Below are 14,736 nucleotides of genomic sequence, written 5' to 3'. Positions count from 1 at the left end.
TCCTCACCTCCTAAATAAAATCACTAAAATCGCAATTAGAATAAAAATCATCCAGGTGTAAAAATCAATTCTAGACATTTTATAAATATGATAACGACTCCGATTATCGCCATCCTTATAACCACGAGCTTCCATTGCTCGGCCTAATCCCTCAGCATGCTTAAAGGAACTTATAAATAATGGAATTAGAATTGGCACCATTTTTTTGGCGCGATTCAATATATTTCCCTCTTTAAAATTAACCCCACGTGAACTCTGAGCCTTCACAATTGTTTCAGTTTCATCCATCAATGTTGGAACAAATCGTAATGAGATCGATATCATCAAAGACATTGTATAAACAGGAAATTTAATTTTTTTCAATGGCATCAAAATTTTTTCAATTCCAGAAGCAATCGCAAGCGGATCAGTAGTGAGCGTCAACATCGTCGAGAAAAAAATAATTAACAAGAAACGGATAAAAATGAATCCAGCAGTTTTTAATCCATCATCAGTAATCGTTATAAAACTAAATTTAAATAACACCTGTCCAGTATTATCAAACAAAACTTGAATAATTACAGTAAAAATAATTACCCAGACTAAGGGCCTGATTCCACGTAAAAAGAATTTTAATGGCGTTTTAGAAGCCAAAACAGCCGTTAAAGATAAAATAGTCATTAGACCATAGGTAATGATGTTATTTGCAAAAAAAATAATAAAAACAAAAAATATCGATAACAATATTTTAGATGCTGGATCCATTTTATGGATAATTGAATTGCCAGGAATGTAACGGCCTAATAATAACTTATTCATTTTGATCACTCATTTTAAAATTTATTTTGGCAAGCAGTTCTGATGTCAATTCATCAGGGGTCAAAGGAAAAGATGACATTTTAATTCCAATTTTACTAAGCTCATTGGCAAATCTAACGGTTTCTGGCACTGCTAGATTCATTTTAGAAAGTAAGGATTGATCCTGAAATAGTTCTCTTGGCGTTCCTTTAAAACAAAGAGCTCCATGATTTAGAACAGCTACGTAGTCAGCATATTTAGCAACCATTTCCATTTGATGAGTAACTAAGATTACAGTAATGCCATGTTTATTTCTCAAATCTGATACCAAATTCATAATATCAAATTGCCCCTTTGGATCTAATCCCGCTGTTGGCTCATCTAAAACTAATATATCTGGATTAGTTGCTAAAACTCCAGCAATTGCAACCCTTCTCATCTGACCTCCTGATAGTTCAAATGGTGAACGTTGTAATAATGAACTAGGGAGTCCAACTCGCTTAACGCTGTCTAAGGCTAACTGGTGTAGCCTATCTTCTGCAATTCCAAAATTCTTCGGTCCAAACGAAATGTCCTTTTCAACGGTCTCCTCAAATAGTTGATTCTCCGGTTGTTGAAAAACAATTCCAACTTTTTTTCGAATTCGATAAATTTCCTTTATGGCCGTTTTTGAATTTAAAATTGCATCTTTGACAGTAACAGATCCAGAGGTTGGTAACAATAACCCATTAATTTGTTGAATCAATGTTGATTTTCCGCTTCCAGTATGACCAACAAGGGCCCAAAAATCACCCTTATTTATATTAAAACTGATGTTATTTAAAGCTTTAGATTCAAATGGTGTATTAGGCTGATACAAGTAACTTACTTCTTTAAAGGAAACTGCTTGATCCATTCTATAAATGCTCCTTCATTTAAATAATAATTGGGGACACTGACTCCGTGCTGCTTTAAATTTTCCTTTATTTGAGCTGCATATGGTAATTCTAAACCCATGTTAACTAGTTTTTCAGGATTGCTAAATATTTCGTCAGGTTGATTTTCAGCGACTACTGTTCCATTATTTAAGACTAGAATACGATCTGCAAGCTTTAATTCATTTACATCATGAGTAATCGAAATAATTGTTAATCCATAATCTTGTTTCAACTTATTAATTACAGATAAAATATTTGATTTACCAGCAGGGTCTAACATATTAGTAGCTTCATCCAAAATAATTATCTTAGGTTTTAAAGCTATGATGCCAGCTAATGCAATTCTTTGTTTTTGCCCACCAGATAAATCTGAAGGTGCTTTTTGCTTAAAGTCCAGCATATCAACAGCCCTTAATGAATCATCAACAATTTGATGCATTTTATTATATTCAATTTGTCGATTCTGTAACCCAAATGCAATATCATCTTCAACGGTTGCTCCAACAAACTGATCATCTGGATTTTGAAATACTAATCCAATTTTAGTTCTAATATCCCAAACGGAATCAGGACTTAATGGGACTGATTCTACCTCAATCGATCCACTATCAATTTCAATTAAACCATCTAAAGCACTAATCAAAGTGCTTTTTCCACTACCATTATGCCCAATAATAGATAGCCATTCTCCCTGCTTAACGTTAAAAGACACATCATTTATTGAATATTGATCAGAATCTGCGTATTTATATTTTAGATGGCTTACTTTAATAATGTAATCGTTGATAATAATCCCTCGGTTCTATTTTAATATAAATTTATGTATAAAAAAATCACTAACAGGTTAGTAATGCATAGATAAAAATCTATATTCGAACTAGACTCGGGATTCCCATCATCATAACGTTCTATATTACTAACCCTAGTGATTTCATTTAATATGAAATTATAAACAATTAATTAGTCAACTAATTGTAAAATAACCATTGATGCACCATCACCACGACGAGGCATGGTCTTGTACATACGAGTGTATCCACCGTTACGATCGGAATACTTAGGTGCAACATCATCAAAAAGCTTTTGTAAAGCAGTTTGAACGGTTACAGTATCGCCATCTTCTTTAGCATCAGCAATTACGTTTTGTAAGAATGCAGCTGCTTTACGGCGAGCACTAAGATCACCACGCTTACCAAGCGTAATCATCTTATCAGTTGTTGAGCGAACTTCTTTAGCACGTGCTTCAGTAGTCTTAATTTGACCATTGATTAATAATTCAGTGGTTAAATTACGAAGTAATGAACGACGATGAGCACTAGTGCGTTGTAATTTACGGTAACTCATATCTGGATATCCTCCTTTTAATCTTCTTTACGTAGGGACAAGCCTAAGTTATTTAACTTAATTTTTACTTCATCAAGGGACTTACGACCAAGATTACGAACCTTCATCATATCAGGTTCACTCTTATCAGTAAGTTCTTGAACAGTATTAATCCCAGCACGTTTTAAACAATTGTAAGAACGAACAGAAAGGTCTAATTCCTCAATTGTCATTTCTAACATTTTTTCCTTATGTGTTTCTTCTTTTTCGACCATTACCTTTGTGTTCTTAGCTTCATCGGTAAGGTTAACAAACATATTAAGGTGATCAGTTAGAATCTTAGCAGCCAAACTAACAGCTTCACTAGGTGTCATAGAACCATTAGTCCAAACATCTAGCGTAAGCTTATCATAATCAGCTTTATGACCAACCCGTGCATTTTCAACTTGGTAATTTACACGTTCGATTGGGGTATAAACGGAATCAACTGGTAAAACACCGATTGGCATTCCTTCATTACGTTCTTTATTTTCATCAGCAGAAACGTAACCACGACCCTTATTTGCAGTTAAGCGCATATGGAAAGTAGTCCCTTCTGCAACCGTTGCAATGTGTAAATCTTTATTCAAGATTGTAACATCTGCATCGGCTTCGATATCACCAGCAGTAACATTAGCTGGACCAGTCACATTAATCTCGAAAGATTTTTCAGCGTCATCTGATCCTTCAATCTTCAAATCAATTTTCTTAACATTAAGAATAATTTGAGTAACATCTTCCACAACACCCTTAATAGTAGAGAATTCATGTAAGACGTCATCAATTTGAACACTAGTAATCGCAGCACCAGGTAAAGATGAAAGTAAAATTCTTCTTAAAGAATTACCAAGGGTTGTTCCATAACCACGTTCTAATGGTTCTACAACAACTTCACCATAGTTATCGGTTTCATCAATTTTATGAATATCAGGCTTTTCAAATTCAATCATTCTTATCTTCTACCCCTTTCAAAACGTTACGAGTCAATAAAAGTTTATCACCGTTAAGCAAATAACGGATAAATAACCTTAAACCCGACGACGCTTTGGAGGACGAGATCCGTTATGAGGAACTGGAGTTACATCGCGAATAGCGGAAACTTCTAAACCAGTAGATTGAAGTGCACGAATAGCAGATTCACGACCTGAACCAGGACCCTTAACAGCTACTTCAACAGTCTTCATACCATGTTCCATTGAAGTCTTAGCAGCAGCTTCTGCAGCCATTTGAGCAGCAAAAGGAGTTGACTTACGACTACCACGGAAACCTAAAGCACCAGCAGAAGACCAGGCAATAGCATTTCCTTGAACATCAGTGATCATTACTAAAGTATTATTGAAAGTGGAGTGAATATGAGCAACACCAGATTCAATATTTTTCTTTACACGACGCTTACGTGTATTTCTTTTTTTAGTTGCCATGAGAATTATTTACCTCCTTCATAAATATTTTTTACTTACTACCCTTTTTACCCTTACGAGTACGAGCATTGTTCTTAGTGTGTTGACCTCTAACAGGTAAACCACGACGATGACGCATTCCACGGTATGAACCAATTTCTTGTAGTAACTTGATGTTCATACTTACTTCACGACGTAAGTCACCTTCAATTTTGTAACTGTCAACAACTTCACGAATTTTATCTTCTTGGTCAGGAGTTAAGTCACGAACACGAACATCTTCAGAAACGTTTGCTTTTGAAAGAATTTCTTGTGATCTTGACTTACCGATACCAAAAATGTAAGTTAAACCGATTACGATACGCTTATCACGTGGTAAATCAATTCCAGCGATACGAGCCATTAAATTACACCTCCTATATTAATAAATTAATTACTTACCTTGACGTTGTTTGTGCTTAGGGTTAGTACAAATAACCATAACCCGACCCTTACGTCTAATAACTTTACAATTTTCACACATTGGTTTTACTGATGGACGTACTTTCATTCTAATTGCCTCCTAAACAAAAGTTTTACTTAAAACGGTATGTGATGCGACCCTTAGTTAAGTCATATGGAGATAGTTCCACAGTAACTTTATCACCAGGCAAAATGCGAATGTAGTGCATCCGAATCTTACCTGACACGTGAGCCAAAATATCATGTCCGTTTTCTAATTCAACACGAAACATTGCATTAGGTAAAGTTTCTAAAACTTTACCCTCAACTTCAATGACATTATCTTTAGACAAAGAAAAATCCTCCTAAAAATTTATAGATTTTATTAATGAGCAAAAAGCCCACTTATCTCTCAAAATCCTACATACATAGGATAGTTTAGCACACAAAACGCAGCTGAACAATTATATCAACAATAAATTGATATTTAAGAGAAATTATGCTTTAAATTGATCAAGAATTTTTGTAATTGCCTTAGTAACATCTTCGATGGATTGATTACCATCAACAGTGAATAAAACATTTTTATTCTTGTAAAAATCAATTAAAGGTGTATTCATCTTAATGTTTACATCTAAACGATTCTTAACTGTTTCTGGCTTATCATCACTTCGTTGATAAAATTCATGTCCGCCACAAACATCACAAGTATCCTTAACCTTAGGCATTTTGTAAAGTTTGTGATAAGTAGCACCACAATTCTTACAAATAAATCGGCCGGATAATCTTTCAACTAATGTATTAGGATCAACATCAATATTAATCACTGCATCAATTGGTTTATTAAGTTCACTTGTGATTTTTTCTAAATCATTTGATTGTTGTAAAGTTCTAGGAAAACCATCTAACATATAACCCTTATTAGTATCATCTTTTGATAAACGATCCTTAACGATTCCAGATGTAACTTCATCTGGAACTAAATCACCTTTATCAATGTACTTCTTAGCTTCAACTCCCATTGGAGTTTGATTTTTAATCGCAGCACGAAAGATGTCACCAGTTGAAATATGAGGAATTCCATACTTTTCAACAATATATTCTGCTTGAGTACCTTTACCAGCACCTGGAAGGCCCATTAAAATAAGATTCATTGACATAGCTATTTATCCCCTTTGATTTTATAAATCAGTTGGTCTTGGGTTCTTAATGAATCCAACGTATTCACGCTTCATCATCAATCCCTTAATTTGTCTAATTGCTTCGATTGCAACACCAACAATAATCAACAAACTAGTACCACCTAAACCAACTGATTCACTCAAGTTCCAAACGTTTTGAGCAATAAGTGGAATTAATGCAACGATTCCTAAGAAAACAGAACCAACAACACTCAAACGCATTAATAATTTAGAAATATAGGTTTGAGTTTCATTACCTGGCCAAACTCCTGGAATATAACTTCCTTGCTTTGTTAAATTCTCAGAAAGTTTTTCTGGGTTGACCTGAACGAAAGCATAGAAGAAAGTAAAGATAACGATTAGAAGTGTATATAATATGGAACCATAAATTGATTGCATATTAAATATTTGTGACATAATCTGATACCAAGTATCGTTTTGATGGTTATTCGCAAAGTAAATCAAAATTGTTTGCGGAGTCGAAATAAACGAACTGGCAAAGATAACTGGGATAACCCCAGCAACGTTAACTTTTAATGGTAGATAACTACTATCATTTGAACTAGAAACCCGTCTGGTATATTGGATCGGAATTCTTCGTTCAGCCTGTTGAACCCAGGTAACAAAAGTAACAATAATTAAAACAGCAACAAGAATTACAGCTAAGAATGCAATTCCTTGCCATAAACCAGATCCACTTTCACCCAAAATATAATCAGTATATAGTTGTTGGATTCCAACTGGAATTCTTGCAACAATACCTGCAAAGATAATCATGGAAACACCCTGACCAATTCCTCGATCAGTAATCATGTCTCCCATCCAGGTTGTTAACATTGAACCACCGGTTAGAATAATACCGATACTTACATATGTCGCAATTCCTGGGTTTTTAACAAGATTTAAACTACTTAAAGTATTAAAACCTGCAGTAATCCCAACAGATTGGATGAATGCAAGAACAACGGTCATAATTCTAGTAACCTGATTTAATTTACGTCGTCCAACTTCCCCTTGTTTTCCCCATTCCACAAATTTAGGAACGATGTCCATTTGGAGCAGTTGAACAACAATCTGAGCAGTAATATACGGTGAAACACCCATAGCGAAGATGGAGTAGTTTGTTAATCCACCACCACTAAAGGTGTTTAAAATGCTAACCAATCCAGAAGAAGAAACGCTTTGAAGTGCCTTCGCGTTTATACCAGGAACAGTAATAAATGAACCAAGTCTAAAAACAATTAGTACTCCTAAAGTAAAGAGAATTTTATTTCTAATATCCTTTATCTTAAAAGCGTTCGTTATGGTTGATAGCATTAGATCACCTCAATTTTACCGCCAGCGTTTTCAATTGCTGATTGGGCTGACTTAGAAAACTTGTTAGCCTTAACAGTCAATTTCTTAGTTAAATCGCCTTCGCCAAGGACCTTAATTCCGAACTTAACGTTTTTAACTAAACCAGCTTCCGCAAGCTTTTCAGGAGTTACATCAGCACCATCATCAAATTGATTTAATGATGCTAAGTTAACAACTGCATATTCTTTACGGTTAATGTTAGAGAAACCACGTTTTGGCATTTGACGGTAAAGAGGCATTTGACCCCCTTCAAAACCTAAACGAGTCTTGCTACGAGCCTTTTGACCTTTTTGTCCACGACCAGCGGTCTTACCTTTACTTCCGCGACCACGACCAATTCTTGATCTTGATGAACGTGAGCCTTCAGCAGCTTTTAATTCATTTAACTTCATTAAAAGTACACCTCCTTATTAAATAGATAAATTACTTAACTTGTTCAACTTTAACTAAATGTGCAATTTTGAATAATGCACCACGAACAGCTTCGTTGTCTGGTCTTACAACAGTGCTGTTAACACGATGTAAACCAAGTGCTTCAACGATTTTACGTTGCTTAGGGAGACGGTGCGTTGCACTATGAGCTAAAGTAATTTTTAATTGAGCCATCTCTAAACTCCTCCTTATTCTGCTAAGTGTTGAGCAGAAACACCACGTAAAGCAGAAACTTCTTCTGCACTCTTCAATGAAATTAAGCCTTCAAAAGTTGCACGAACTGAATTAATTGGTGTGTCTGAACCTAAACGCTTACTAGTAACATCATCGATACCAGCTAATTCCATAACGGCACGAACAGCACCACCAGCGGCAACTCCAGAACCTTCAACGGCTGGCTTCAACATGATCTTTCCACCACCGAAGATACCAACAACTTCGTGAGGGATAGTAGTTCCAACGATTGGTACTTCAATTAAGTTCTTACGAGCGTCTTCAACAGCTTTACGAATAGCTTCTGGAACTTCTTGAGCTTTACCAGTACCGAAACCAACATGTCCATTCTTGTCACCAACAACTACTAAAGCAGCAAAACGTAGACGACGTCCACCCTTAACAACCTTGGTAATTCGATTAATAGCAACAACATTATCTTCAAGTTCTAATTTACTTGCGTCAATTTGGTTCGGACGAATTTTTTTAGCCATGTGTTATCAATTCCTCCTTTTTTAGAATTCTAGTCCATTTTCACGAGCGGCTTCAGCCAAGGCTTGAACACGGCCATGGTATAAGTAACCCCCACGATCAAATACAACATTTTTAACATTTTTCTTAGCTGCACGTTCAGCAACTAACTTACCTACAAGTTTAGCTTGATCAGTTTTGTTACCTTCACTAGCTTCGCTATCAAGAGTTGAGGCACTAGCAAGCGTCACACCCTCTACGTCATCAATAATTTGAGCGTAGATGTTTTTGTTAGAACGGAAAACGTTCAAGCGTGGGCACTCGGCAGTACCAGAGATCTTATTACGGACACGTAAATGACGACGTTGACGTGTCTTGTTCTTATCTGGTTTTGTAATCAAAATAGTCACCTCTAATTTAATATAGTAGCAAAATAATAAGTAATAATAATATTACTTACCAGTTTTACCTTCTTTACGACGTACATATTCGTCTTCGTAACGAATACCCTTACCCTTATATGGTTCAGGTGAACGAACGGCACGAACCTTAGCTGCGAAATCACCAACGTGTTGTTTGTTGATTCCATTAATGTTGATAGTAGTGTTATCAGGAACTTCAAGTTCAAGATCTTCAGGAACTTCAATTTCAACTGGGTTTGAGTAACCAACGTTAAGAATTAAAGTCTTACCCTTTAGTTGAGTACGGTATCCAACCCCGATAAGCTTAAGGGTTTTCTTGAAACCGTTGCTAACACCTTCAACGATGTTGTTAAAGTTAGCACGCATAGTACCGTGCATTGCACGAACTTTGTTAGTGTAACGAACGTTAGGTTCGAAACTTACTACGTTGTCTTCAACTTTAACTGAAATTTCAGGAGAAAGGATAGTTGATAAAGTACCCTTTGGTCCCTTAACAGTTAACTTGTCATTATCTTGACTGAATTCAACCTTTTCAGGTAATTCAACCTTTTTATAACCAATACGACTCAAAATTACACCTCCAATACTTTTAAAATTTTACCAAATGTAAGCTAATACTTCTCCACCAATCTTCTTGGCACGAGCTTCCTTATCAGTAATAACACCTTCAGAAGTTGAAATAATCGCAATTCCTAAACCATTTAAAACCTTAGGAACAGATTGAGAATCAACGTATGAACGTAAACCTGGCTTTGAAATACGCTTCAAACCAGTAATAACACGACGGTTGTTTCTACCATCGTTATCCTTACCGTACTTTAAGAATACGCGGATAACACCTTGCTTGTCGTCTTCGATGTATTCAACATCGCGAACGAATCCTTCACGTTTAAGGATTTCAGCAATGGCACGTTTAATTTTGGATGCAGGTGCTTCAACTGATTCGTGACGAGCCATGTTGGCATTACGAATGCGAGTTAAGAAATCTGCAATTGGATCTGTCATAGACATAAACGATAAGCCTCCCTTTATTTTTTATATTTTACCAACTGGCCTTCTTCATACCAGGAATTTGACCCTTGTGGGCTAAATCACGAATACAAAGACGGCATAGATGGAATTTTCTGTAAACAGAGTGAGGACGTCCACAGCGTTCACATCTTGTGTATGCTTGAGTTGAGAACTTTGCAGGACGATTTGCTTTTAAAACTAATGCTTTTCTAGCCAATATAAAGCCTCCCTATTGATTCACTACTTAGTGAATGGCATTCCGAACTGTGCTAATAATTCACGTGATTCTTCATCACTATTAGCAGTAGTAACAATAACAATATCTAATCCACGAACGCGGTTAACGTTATCGTAGTTGATTTCTGGGAAAATTAATTGTTCACGTACACCTAAAGTGTAGTTACCACGGCCATCAAATGATTTCTTGCTAACACCATGGAAATCACGAACACGTGGAAGTGAAACATTGATTAATTTGTCTAAGAATTCGTACATGCGTTGGCCACGTAAAGTAACCTTAGCACCGATTGACATACCTTCACGTAATCTGAAACCGGCAATTGATTTCTTAGCCTTAGTAACTAAAGGCTTTTGACCTGAGATCAAAGCTAATTCAGCAACGGCTTCGTCTAAATTCTTAGCGTTGGTAACAGCGTCACCAACACCCATGTTCAAAACAATCTTATCAAGCTTAGGAGCTTGCATGATTGATGAGTAGTTAAATTTTTCAACTAATGCTTTTGAAATTTCATTAGTGTATTTGTCTTGTAAGCGACTTGTCATAAATGAGATATCCTCCCTTCGTCAAATTTTAATCGAGTGATGTGTTTGTCTTCTTTGAGAAACGAACTTTCTTTCCGTTGTCTTCTCTGATACCAATCTTAGTTGGTTCATTGTTAGAAGGGTCAATAATCATAACGTTAGAAACATGAATTGGTGCTTCAACATCATTAATTCCACCTTGTGGATTGCTTTGTGAAGCTTTTTGATGCTTCTTAACGATGTTCACACCTTCAACTACTACGCGATCTTTTGAGGCAATAGTCTTAGTAACAGTTCCTTCTTTACCCTTGTCTTTACCACTGATTACACGAACTTTGTCACCAGTTTTAATTAACATTTTACGGCACCTCCTTGGCGTTTAGTAGTTATTATAGTGTTTCAGGAGCTAGTGAAACGATCTTCATGAAGTTGTTGTCACGTAATTCACGTGCAACTGGTCCAAAGATACGAGTTCCGCGAGGGCTCTTGTCATCATTAACGATAACGGCAGCGTTTTCGTCGAAACGAATGTATGAACCGTCCTTACGACGGGAAACAGACTTAGTTCTAACGATAACGGCTTTCACAACGTCACCCTTTTTGACAACGCCACCTGGTGTTGCTTGTTTTACAGTAGCAACGATGATGTCACCGATTCCTGCATAACGTCTGCTTGATCCACCTAAAACCTTAATGGTTAAAATTTCACGAGCACCTGAGTTATCGGCAACTTTTAAACGACTTTCTTGTTGAATCACGGTAAAATCCTCCCTTCATAGTTGGATCATTTAGAATACGATAAAATGATTAGATAATAACAGCTTTCTTAACAATCTTAACTAAACGGAAATGCTTAGTAGCTGATAATGGCCGAGTTTCCATAATTTCAACAATGTCGCCCATTTTAGCTTCATTATTTTCATCATGTGCTTTGTATTTCTTTGAATACTTAACCCGCTTACCGTAAGTTGGATGAGTCTTAGTGGTTTCAACAATTACAGAAATAGTCTTATCCATCTTGTCAGAAACAACGCGACCACGGTATACCTTGCGTTCATTACGTTCTTCGCTCATGTATAAACCTCCTTTTATCGTATTCTTACTTGTTTAATTCTTTTTGACGAAGTGCAGTTTTAATACGTGCAATGTTCTTACGAACTTGTTTTAATCTTGCAGTATTTTCCAATTGTCCAGTAGCCAATTGAAAACGAAGGTTAAACAATTCTGCCTTGTAACCTTGTTCTTTTTCGTGCATTTGATCAGTGGTTAATTCATTAATTTCTTTAGCCTTCATTTGATTCGCCACCTACTTCCTTTTTAACAATCTTAGTCCGTACAGGAAGCTTCATTGAAGCTAAACGTAAAGCTTCTTTTGCGATTTCGTCAGTAGTATCTCCTACTTCGAATAAAACTTTACCGCGCTTAACGGGAGCAACCCATCCAGCAGGAGCCCCTTTACCATTACCCATACGAACTCCGACACCTTTTTCAGTATATGATTTGTGAGGGAAAATCTTAATCCAAACTTTCCCACCACGCTTCATGTAACGAGTGATAGCAACACGACAAGCTTCGATTTGTCTGTTAGTAATCCAGTGAGAATCTAAAGCTTGTAATCCGTAACTACCGAAAGCAACTGATTTTCCACCCTTTGCTTGTCCACGTAATTTACCACGATGTTCACGACGGTGTTTTACACGTTTTGGTACTAGCATGTTTATTCCCCTCCTTTACGATTATTATTACGACGATTATTACGACGATTGTTGTTATTTGCAGGAACATCATTGTTCACAGCAGCTTGGCCTGGTAATACTTCACCACGGTAAATCCAAGTTTTAACACCAATAGCACCATAAGTTGTGTGTGCTTCTTCCCATGAGTAATCAATATCAGCACGTAAAGTATGCAATGGAACAGTACCTTCTGCATATGATTCGATCCGAGCCATATCAGCACCATTCAAACGACCAGCAACTTGAGTTTTAATACCCTTAGCTCCTGAACGAACACTACGTTGCATAGCTTGACGCATTGCACGACGGAAAGCCACACGACCTTCTAATTGAGCAGCAATGTTTTCACCAACAAGAATTGCATCTAAATCAGGTTTCTTGATTTCGATGATGTTGATGTGAACACGCTTACCAGTTAATGAATTTAATTGTTTACGAAGACTTTCAACTTCGGATCCACCTTTACCGATAACCATACCTGGTTTTGCAGTGTGGATAGAAACGTTAACACGCTTTGCAGCACGTTCAATTTCTACAGTAGAAACAGAAGCATCAGAAAGTCTTTCTGCGATATATTTACGGATTTGTAGATCTTCTTTAAGATTAGCAGCAAAATCTTTTTCAGCATACCATTTTGCTTCCCAATCGCGAATGATCCCTACACGAAATCCGTTTGGATTTACTTTTTGACCCACGCGTTATACCTCCTACTTTTCAGAAACTACGACAGTGATGTGACTAGTTCTCTTGTTAATTGGTGAAGCTGAACCTTTTGCACGAGGACGAAAACGCTTAAGAGTTGGTCCTTCATTTACATATGCTTCACTTACAACTAAGTCTTCACGATCTAAATCAAAATTATTTTCTGCATTAGCTACAGCTGACATAAGAACCTTTGATACAACTGGAGAAGCACCCCGAGGAGTGAATTTCAAGATTGCACTGGCTTCTGCCACGCTTTTACCTCTAATAAGATCAACTACAAGGCGGACCTTACGAGCGGCAATACGAACAGTTCTTGCAGTAGCTTTTGCTGATGTAACTTGTTCAGCCATTTATTAATCCTCCTTGTTTAAACAGTTTTCTTATCGTCACCCTTAGCGTGACCATGGAAAGTACGGGTTGGTACGAATTCACCAAGCTTATGTCCTACCATATCTTCTTGAACATAAACGGGAACATGTCTTCTTCCATTATAAACAGCGATAGTGTATCCAATGAAACTTGGAAAAATAGTTGATCGACGAGACCAAGTCTTAATAACTGACTTCTTTTCAGAATCCTTTTGAGCATCAATCTTCTTTAAAAGACTGGCATCAGCGAAAGGTCCCTTCTTTAAACTACGACTCATTATAAAACCTCCCTTACAATTTCATCATTGATGAATTTATATTACATCTTTGAACCCTTACGACGACGAACAATCATCTTGTTAGAACGAGCACTCTTAGAACGAGTCTTCTTACCAACAGTCTTCTTGTGCCATGGTGATAATGGAGATGGGTAACCAACTGGTGCTTTACCTTCCCCACCACCATGTGGATGATCATTAGGGTTCATTACGGAACCACGAACGTGTGGACGTTGACCCTTGTAACGAGTACGACCAGCTTTACCAACGTTAACTAATCCGTGTTCTTCGTTACCAACACTACCGATAGTAGCACGGTTTACAGAAAGAATCATCCGAACTTCACCAGATGATAATTTAACTAGTGCGTATTTGCCTTCGTTACCTAATAATTGAGCTGAGGCACCAGCAGAACGTACTAATTGACCACCCTTACCAGGTTTTAATTCAACGTTATGAATGATACTCCCAACTGGGATTTTATTCAATGGTAATGCATTACCAACTTTGATATCAGCATTTACACCTGATTCAACTTTATCTCCAACCTTAAGTCCCTTAGGGGCAAGGATGTATGATTTAACACCATCAGCGTATACTAACAATGCAATGTTAGCAGTACGGTTTGGGTCATATTGGATTGATTGAACAGTAGCCATAACATCATCTTTGTTACGCTTAAAGTCAATGATACGGTATTGGTTCTTGTTACCACCACCACGATGACGAACAGTCATGCGGCCTGAGTTGTTACGACCAGCTTGGTGCTTCTTAGCAGCCAATAAAGACTTTTCAGGCTTTTGAGTCGTAATAACTTCCTTATAGTTAAGGCTAGTCATGTTACGACGACCATTACTGGTTGGTTTGTACTTTTTAAGTGCCAAAGTATTCCCCTCCTATTTTA

General features: G+C 36.9%; 28 protein-coding genes. All 28 read right to left on the bottom strand.

Features of this window, described 5'->3' with window-relative positions:
* Positions 1-3: 3 nt before the first annotated feature.
* The gene (locus ACSYTJ_RS02335) at positions 4-798 is read right to left on the bottom strand and encodes an energy-coupling factor transporter transmembrane component T family protein (RefSeq protein ID WP_491720054.1); all 795 of its coding nucleotides are present in this window, start codon (positions 796-798) and stop codon (positions 4-6) included.
* On the bottom strand, positions 791-1,672 hold the full coding sequence (locus ACSYTJ_RS02330; RefSeq protein WP_491717243.1) for an energy-coupling factor transporter ATPase: 882 nt from the start codon (positions 1,670-1,672) through the stop codon (positions 791-793). The genes ACSYTJ_RS02335 and ACSYTJ_RS02330 overlap by 8 nt, the downstream gene beginning before the upstream one ends.
* Positions 1,642-2,481: an energy-coupling factor transporter ATPase gene (locus tag ACSYTJ_RS02325; protein ID WP_491720126.1), complete on the bottom strand. Its 840-nt coding sequence runs from the start codon at positions 2,479-2,481 to the stop codon at positions 1,642-1,644. Before ACSYTJ_RS02325 ends, ACSYTJ_RS02330 begins: the two co-directional genes overlap by 31 nt.
* A gap of 173 nt (positions 2,482-2,654) precedes the next feature.
* Complete coding sequence (rplQ, locus tag ACSYTJ_RS02320; RefSeq protein WP_491717242.1) at positions 2,655-3,038, bottom strand: 50S ribosomal protein L17; 384 nt, start codon at positions 3,036-3,038, stop codon at positions 2,655-2,657.
* Between the two features lie 17 nt (positions 3,039-3,055).
* Complete coding sequence (locus ACSYTJ_RS02315) at positions 3,056-4,006, bottom strand: DNA-directed RNA polymerase subunit alpha (RefSeq protein WP_491720053.1); 951 nt, start codon at positions 4,004-4,006, stop codon at positions 3,056-3,058.
* Positions 4,007-4,084: 78 nt separating this feature from the next.
* Complete coding sequence (rpsK, locus tag ACSYTJ_RS02310) at positions 4,085-4,477, bottom strand: 30S ribosomal protein S11 (protein WP_219054222.1); 393 nt, start codon at positions 4,475-4,477, stop codon at positions 4,085-4,087.
* Between the two features lie 31 nt (positions 4,478-4,508).
* Entirely contained in the window at positions 4,509-4,859 is a 351-nt protein-coding gene (gene rpsM / locus ACSYTJ_RS02305; protein WP_491717240.1) for a 30S ribosomal protein S13, read from the bottom strand.
* A gap of 30 nt (positions 4,860-4,889) precedes the next feature.
* Entirely contained in the window at positions 4,890-5,006 is a 117-nt protein-coding gene (rpmJ, locus tag ACSYTJ_RS02300; protein WP_219054220.1) for a 50S ribosomal protein L36, read from the bottom strand.
* A gap of 25 nt (positions 5,007-5,031) precedes the next feature.
* Positions 5,032-5,250, bottom strand: a complete 219-nt coding sequence (gene infA / locus ACSYTJ_RS02295; protein WP_219054219.1) for a translation initiation factor IF-1 — start codon at positions 5,248-5,250, stop codon at positions 5,032-5,034.
* Between the two features lie 144 nt (positions 5,251-5,394).
* Entirely contained in the window at positions 5,395-6,051 is a 657-nt protein-coding gene (locus ACSYTJ_RS02290) for an adenylate kinase (RefSeq protein ID WP_491717285.1), read from the bottom strand.
* A 27-nt stretch (positions 6,052-6,078) separates the two neighbouring features.
* Entirely contained in the window at positions 6,079-7,395 is a 1,317-nt protein-coding gene (secY, locus tag ACSYTJ_RS02285; protein ID WP_491717239.1) for a preprotein translocase subunit SecY, read from the bottom strand.
* Positions 7,395-7,826 carry a 50S ribosomal protein L15 gene (rplO, locus tag ACSYTJ_RS02280; protein WP_491717238.1) on the bottom strand — a complete coding sequence of 144 codons (432 nt, stop codon included), beginning with the start codon at positions 7,824-7,826 and terminating at the stop codon, positions 7,395-7,397. The genes secY and rplO overlap by 1 nt, the downstream gene beginning before the upstream one ends.
* A gap of 31 nt (positions 7,827-7,857) precedes the next feature.
* Positions 7,858-8,040 (bottom strand): 50S ribosomal protein L30, encoded by a 183-nt coding sequence (gene rpmD, locus ACSYTJ_RS02275; protein ID WP_491717237.1) that lies wholly within the window; start codon positions 8,038-8,040, stop codon positions 7,858-7,860.
* A gap of 14 nt (positions 8,041-8,054) precedes the next feature.
* Positions 8,055-8,573: a 30S ribosomal protein S5 gene (gene rpsE / locus ACSYTJ_RS02270; RefSeq protein ID WP_219054214.1), complete on the bottom strand. Its 519-nt coding sequence runs from the start codon at positions 8,571-8,573 to the stop codon at positions 8,055-8,057.
* Between the two features lie 21 nt (positions 8,574-8,594).
* The gene (gene rplR / locus ACSYTJ_RS02265) at positions 8,595-8,951 is read right to left on the bottom strand and encodes a 50S ribosomal protein L18 (protein ID WP_491717236.1); all 357 of its coding nucleotides are present in this window, start codon (positions 8,949-8,951) and stop codon (positions 8,595-8,597) included.
* A 51-nt stretch (positions 8,952-9,002) separates the two neighbouring features.
* Positions 9,003-9,542 carry a 50S ribosomal protein L6 gene (gene rplF, locus ACSYTJ_RS02260; protein WP_491717235.1) on the bottom strand — a complete coding sequence of 180 codons (540 nt, stop codon included), beginning with the start codon at positions 9,540-9,542 and terminating at the stop codon, positions 9,003-9,005.
* Positions 9,543-9,569: 27 nt separating this feature from the next.
* Positions 9,570-9,983, bottom strand: coding sequence for a 30S ribosomal protein S8 (gene rpsH / locus ACSYTJ_RS02255; RefSeq protein WP_491717234.1), 414 nt, complete (start codon positions 9,981-9,983; stop codon positions 9,570-9,572).
* Between the two features lie 31 nt (positions 9,984-10,014).
* Positions 10,015-10,200, bottom strand: a complete 186-nt coding sequence (locus tag ACSYTJ_RS02250) for a type Z 30S ribosomal protein S14 (RefSeq protein WP_491717233.1) — start codon at positions 10,198-10,200, stop codon at positions 10,015-10,017.
* A gap of 23 nt (positions 10,201-10,223) precedes the next feature.
* Complete coding sequence (rplE, locus tag ACSYTJ_RS02245; RefSeq protein ID WP_491720052.1) at positions 10,224-10,766, bottom strand: 50S ribosomal protein L5; 543 nt, start codon at positions 10,764-10,766, stop codon at positions 10,224-10,226.
* A 28-nt stretch (positions 10,767-10,794) separates the two neighbouring features.
* On the bottom strand, positions 10,795-11,103 hold the full coding sequence (rplX, locus tag ACSYTJ_RS02240) for a 50S ribosomal protein L24 (RefSeq protein ID WP_491717231.1): 309 nt from the start codon (positions 11,101-11,103) through the stop codon (positions 10,795-10,797).
* A 31-nt stretch (positions 11,104-11,134) separates the two neighbouring features.
* Positions 11,135-11,503, bottom strand: coding sequence for a 50S ribosomal protein L14 (gene rplN, locus ACSYTJ_RS02235; protein WP_219054207.1), 369 nt, complete (start codon positions 11,501-11,503; stop codon positions 11,135-11,137).
* A 49-nt stretch (positions 11,504-11,552) separates the two neighbouring features.
* Complete coding sequence (gene rpsQ, locus ACSYTJ_RS02230; protein WP_491717230.1) at positions 11,553-11,819, bottom strand: 30S ribosomal protein S17; 267 nt, start codon at positions 11,817-11,819, stop codon at positions 11,553-11,555.
* 25 nt (positions 11,820-11,844) lie between these two features.
* On the bottom strand, positions 11,845-12,039 hold the full coding sequence (gene rpmC / locus ACSYTJ_RS02225) for a 50S ribosomal protein L29 (RefSeq protein WP_491717229.1): 195 nt from the start codon (positions 12,037-12,039) through the stop codon (positions 11,845-11,847).
* Positions 12,029-12,460 carry a 50S ribosomal protein L16 gene (gene rplP, locus ACSYTJ_RS02220; RefSeq protein WP_491717228.1) on the bottom strand — a complete coding sequence of 144 codons (432 nt, stop codon included), beginning with the start codon at positions 12,458-12,460 and terminating at the stop codon, positions 12,029-12,031. Before rplP ends, rpmC begins: the two co-directional genes overlap by 11 nt.
* Before the next feature lie 2 nt (positions 12,461-12,462).
* Positions 12,463-13,176: a 30S ribosomal protein S3 gene (rpsC, locus tag ACSYTJ_RS02215; protein WP_491717227.1), complete on the bottom strand. Its 714-nt coding sequence runs from the start codon at positions 13,174-13,176 to the stop codon at positions 12,463-12,465.
* A gap of 12 nt (positions 13,177-13,188) precedes the next feature.
* Entirely contained in the window at positions 13,189-13,536 is a 348-nt protein-coding gene (rplV, locus tag ACSYTJ_RS02210) for a 50S ribosomal protein L22 (protein ID WP_219054202.1), read from the bottom strand.
* A 17-nt stretch (positions 13,537-13,553) separates the two neighbouring features.
* Positions 13,554-13,832 (bottom strand): 30S ribosomal protein S19, encoded by a 279-nt coding sequence (gene rpsS, locus ACSYTJ_RS02205; protein WP_219054201.1) that lies wholly within the window; start codon positions 13,830-13,832, stop codon positions 13,554-13,556.
* A gap of 41 nt (positions 13,833-13,873) precedes the next feature.
* Positions 13,874-14,716 (bottom strand): 50S ribosomal protein L2, encoded by an 843-nt coding sequence (rplB, locus tag ACSYTJ_RS02200; RefSeq protein WP_491717226.1) that lies wholly within the window; start codon positions 14,714-14,716, stop codon positions 13,874-13,876.
* Positions 14,717-14,736 lie beyond the last annotated feature (20 nt).

This window comes from Nicoliella sp. ESL1113 (assembly GCF_058509245.1).
This window is presented reverse-complemented; position numbering and strand designations above follow the sequence as displayed.

Coding starts and splice junctions, on each gene's coding strand:
- rplO (WP_491717238.1), bottom strand. CDS start 7,826: ATGAAGTTAAATGAATTAAAAGCTGCTGAAGGCTCACGTTCATCAAGA.
- rplP (WP_491717228.1), bottom strand. CDS start 12,460: ATGCTAGTACCAAAACGTGTAAAACACCGTCGTGAACATCGTGGTAAA.
- ACSYTJ_RS02315 (WP_491720053.1), bottom strand. CDS start 4,006: ATGATTGAATTTGAAAAGCCTGATATTCATAAAATTGATGAAACCGAT.
- rpsQ (WP_491717230.1), bottom strand. CDS start 11,819: ATGAGCGAAGAACGTAATGAACGCAAGGTATACCGTGGTCGCGTTGTT.
- ACSYTJ_RS02335 (WP_491720054.1), bottom strand. CDS start 798: ATGAATAAGTTATTATTAGGCCGTTACATTCCTGGCAATTCAATTATC.
- rpsM (WP_491717240.1), bottom strand. CDS start 4,859: ATGGCTCGTATCGCTGGAATTGATTTACCACGTGATAAGCGTATCGTA.
- rpsS (WP_219054201.1), bottom strand. CDS start 13,832: ATGAGTCGTAGTTTAAAGAAGGGACCTTTCGCTGATGCCAGTCTTTTA.
- rplE (WP_491720052.1), bottom strand. CDS start 10,766: ATGACAAGTCGCTTACAAGACAAATACACTAATGAAATTTCAAAAGCA.
- rpsH (WP_491717234.1), bottom strand. CDS start 9,983: ATGTCTATGACAGATCCAATTGCAGATTTCTTAACTCGCATTCGTAAT.
- rplV (WP_219054202.1), bottom strand. CDS start 13,536: ATGGCTGAACAAGTTACATCAGCAAAAGCTACTGCAAGAACTGTTCGT.
- rplQ (WP_491717242.1), bottom strand. CDS start 3,038: ATGAGTTACCGTAAATTACAACGCACTAGTGCTCATCGTCGTTCATTA.
- rpsK (WP_219054222.1), bottom strand. CDS start 4,477: ATGGCAACTAAAAAAAGAAATACACGTAAGCGTCGTGTAAAGAAAAAT.
- ACSYTJ_RS02290 (WP_491717285.1), bottom strand. CDS start 6,051: ATGAATCTTATTTTAATGGGCCTTCCAGGTGCTGGTAAAGGTACTCAA.
- rpmJ (WP_219054220.1), bottom strand. CDS start 5,006: ATGAAAGTACGTCCATCAGTAAAACCAATGTGTGAAAATTGTAAAGTT.
- rpsE (WP_219054214.1), bottom strand. CDS start 8,573: ATGGCTAAAAAAATTCGTCCGAACCAAATTGACGCAAGTAAATTAGAA.
- rplX (WP_491717231.1), bottom strand. CDS start 11,103: ATGTTAATTAAAACTGGTGACAAAGTTCGTGTAATCAGTGGTAAAGAC.
- rpmC (WP_491717229.1), bottom strand. CDS start 12,039: ATGAAGGCTAAAGAAATTAATGAATTAACCACTGATCAAATGCACGAA.
- rpmD (WP_491717237.1), bottom strand. CDS start 8,040: ATGGCTCAATTAAAAATTACTTTAGCTCATAGTGCAACGCACCGTCTC.
- secY (WP_491717239.1), bottom strand. CDS start 7,395: ATGCTATCAACCATAACGAACGCTTTTAAGATAAAGGATATTAGAAAT.
- ACSYTJ_RS02330 (WP_491717243.1), bottom strand. CDS start 1,672: ATGGATCAAGCAGTTTCCTTTAAAGAAGTAAGTTACTTGTATCAGCCT.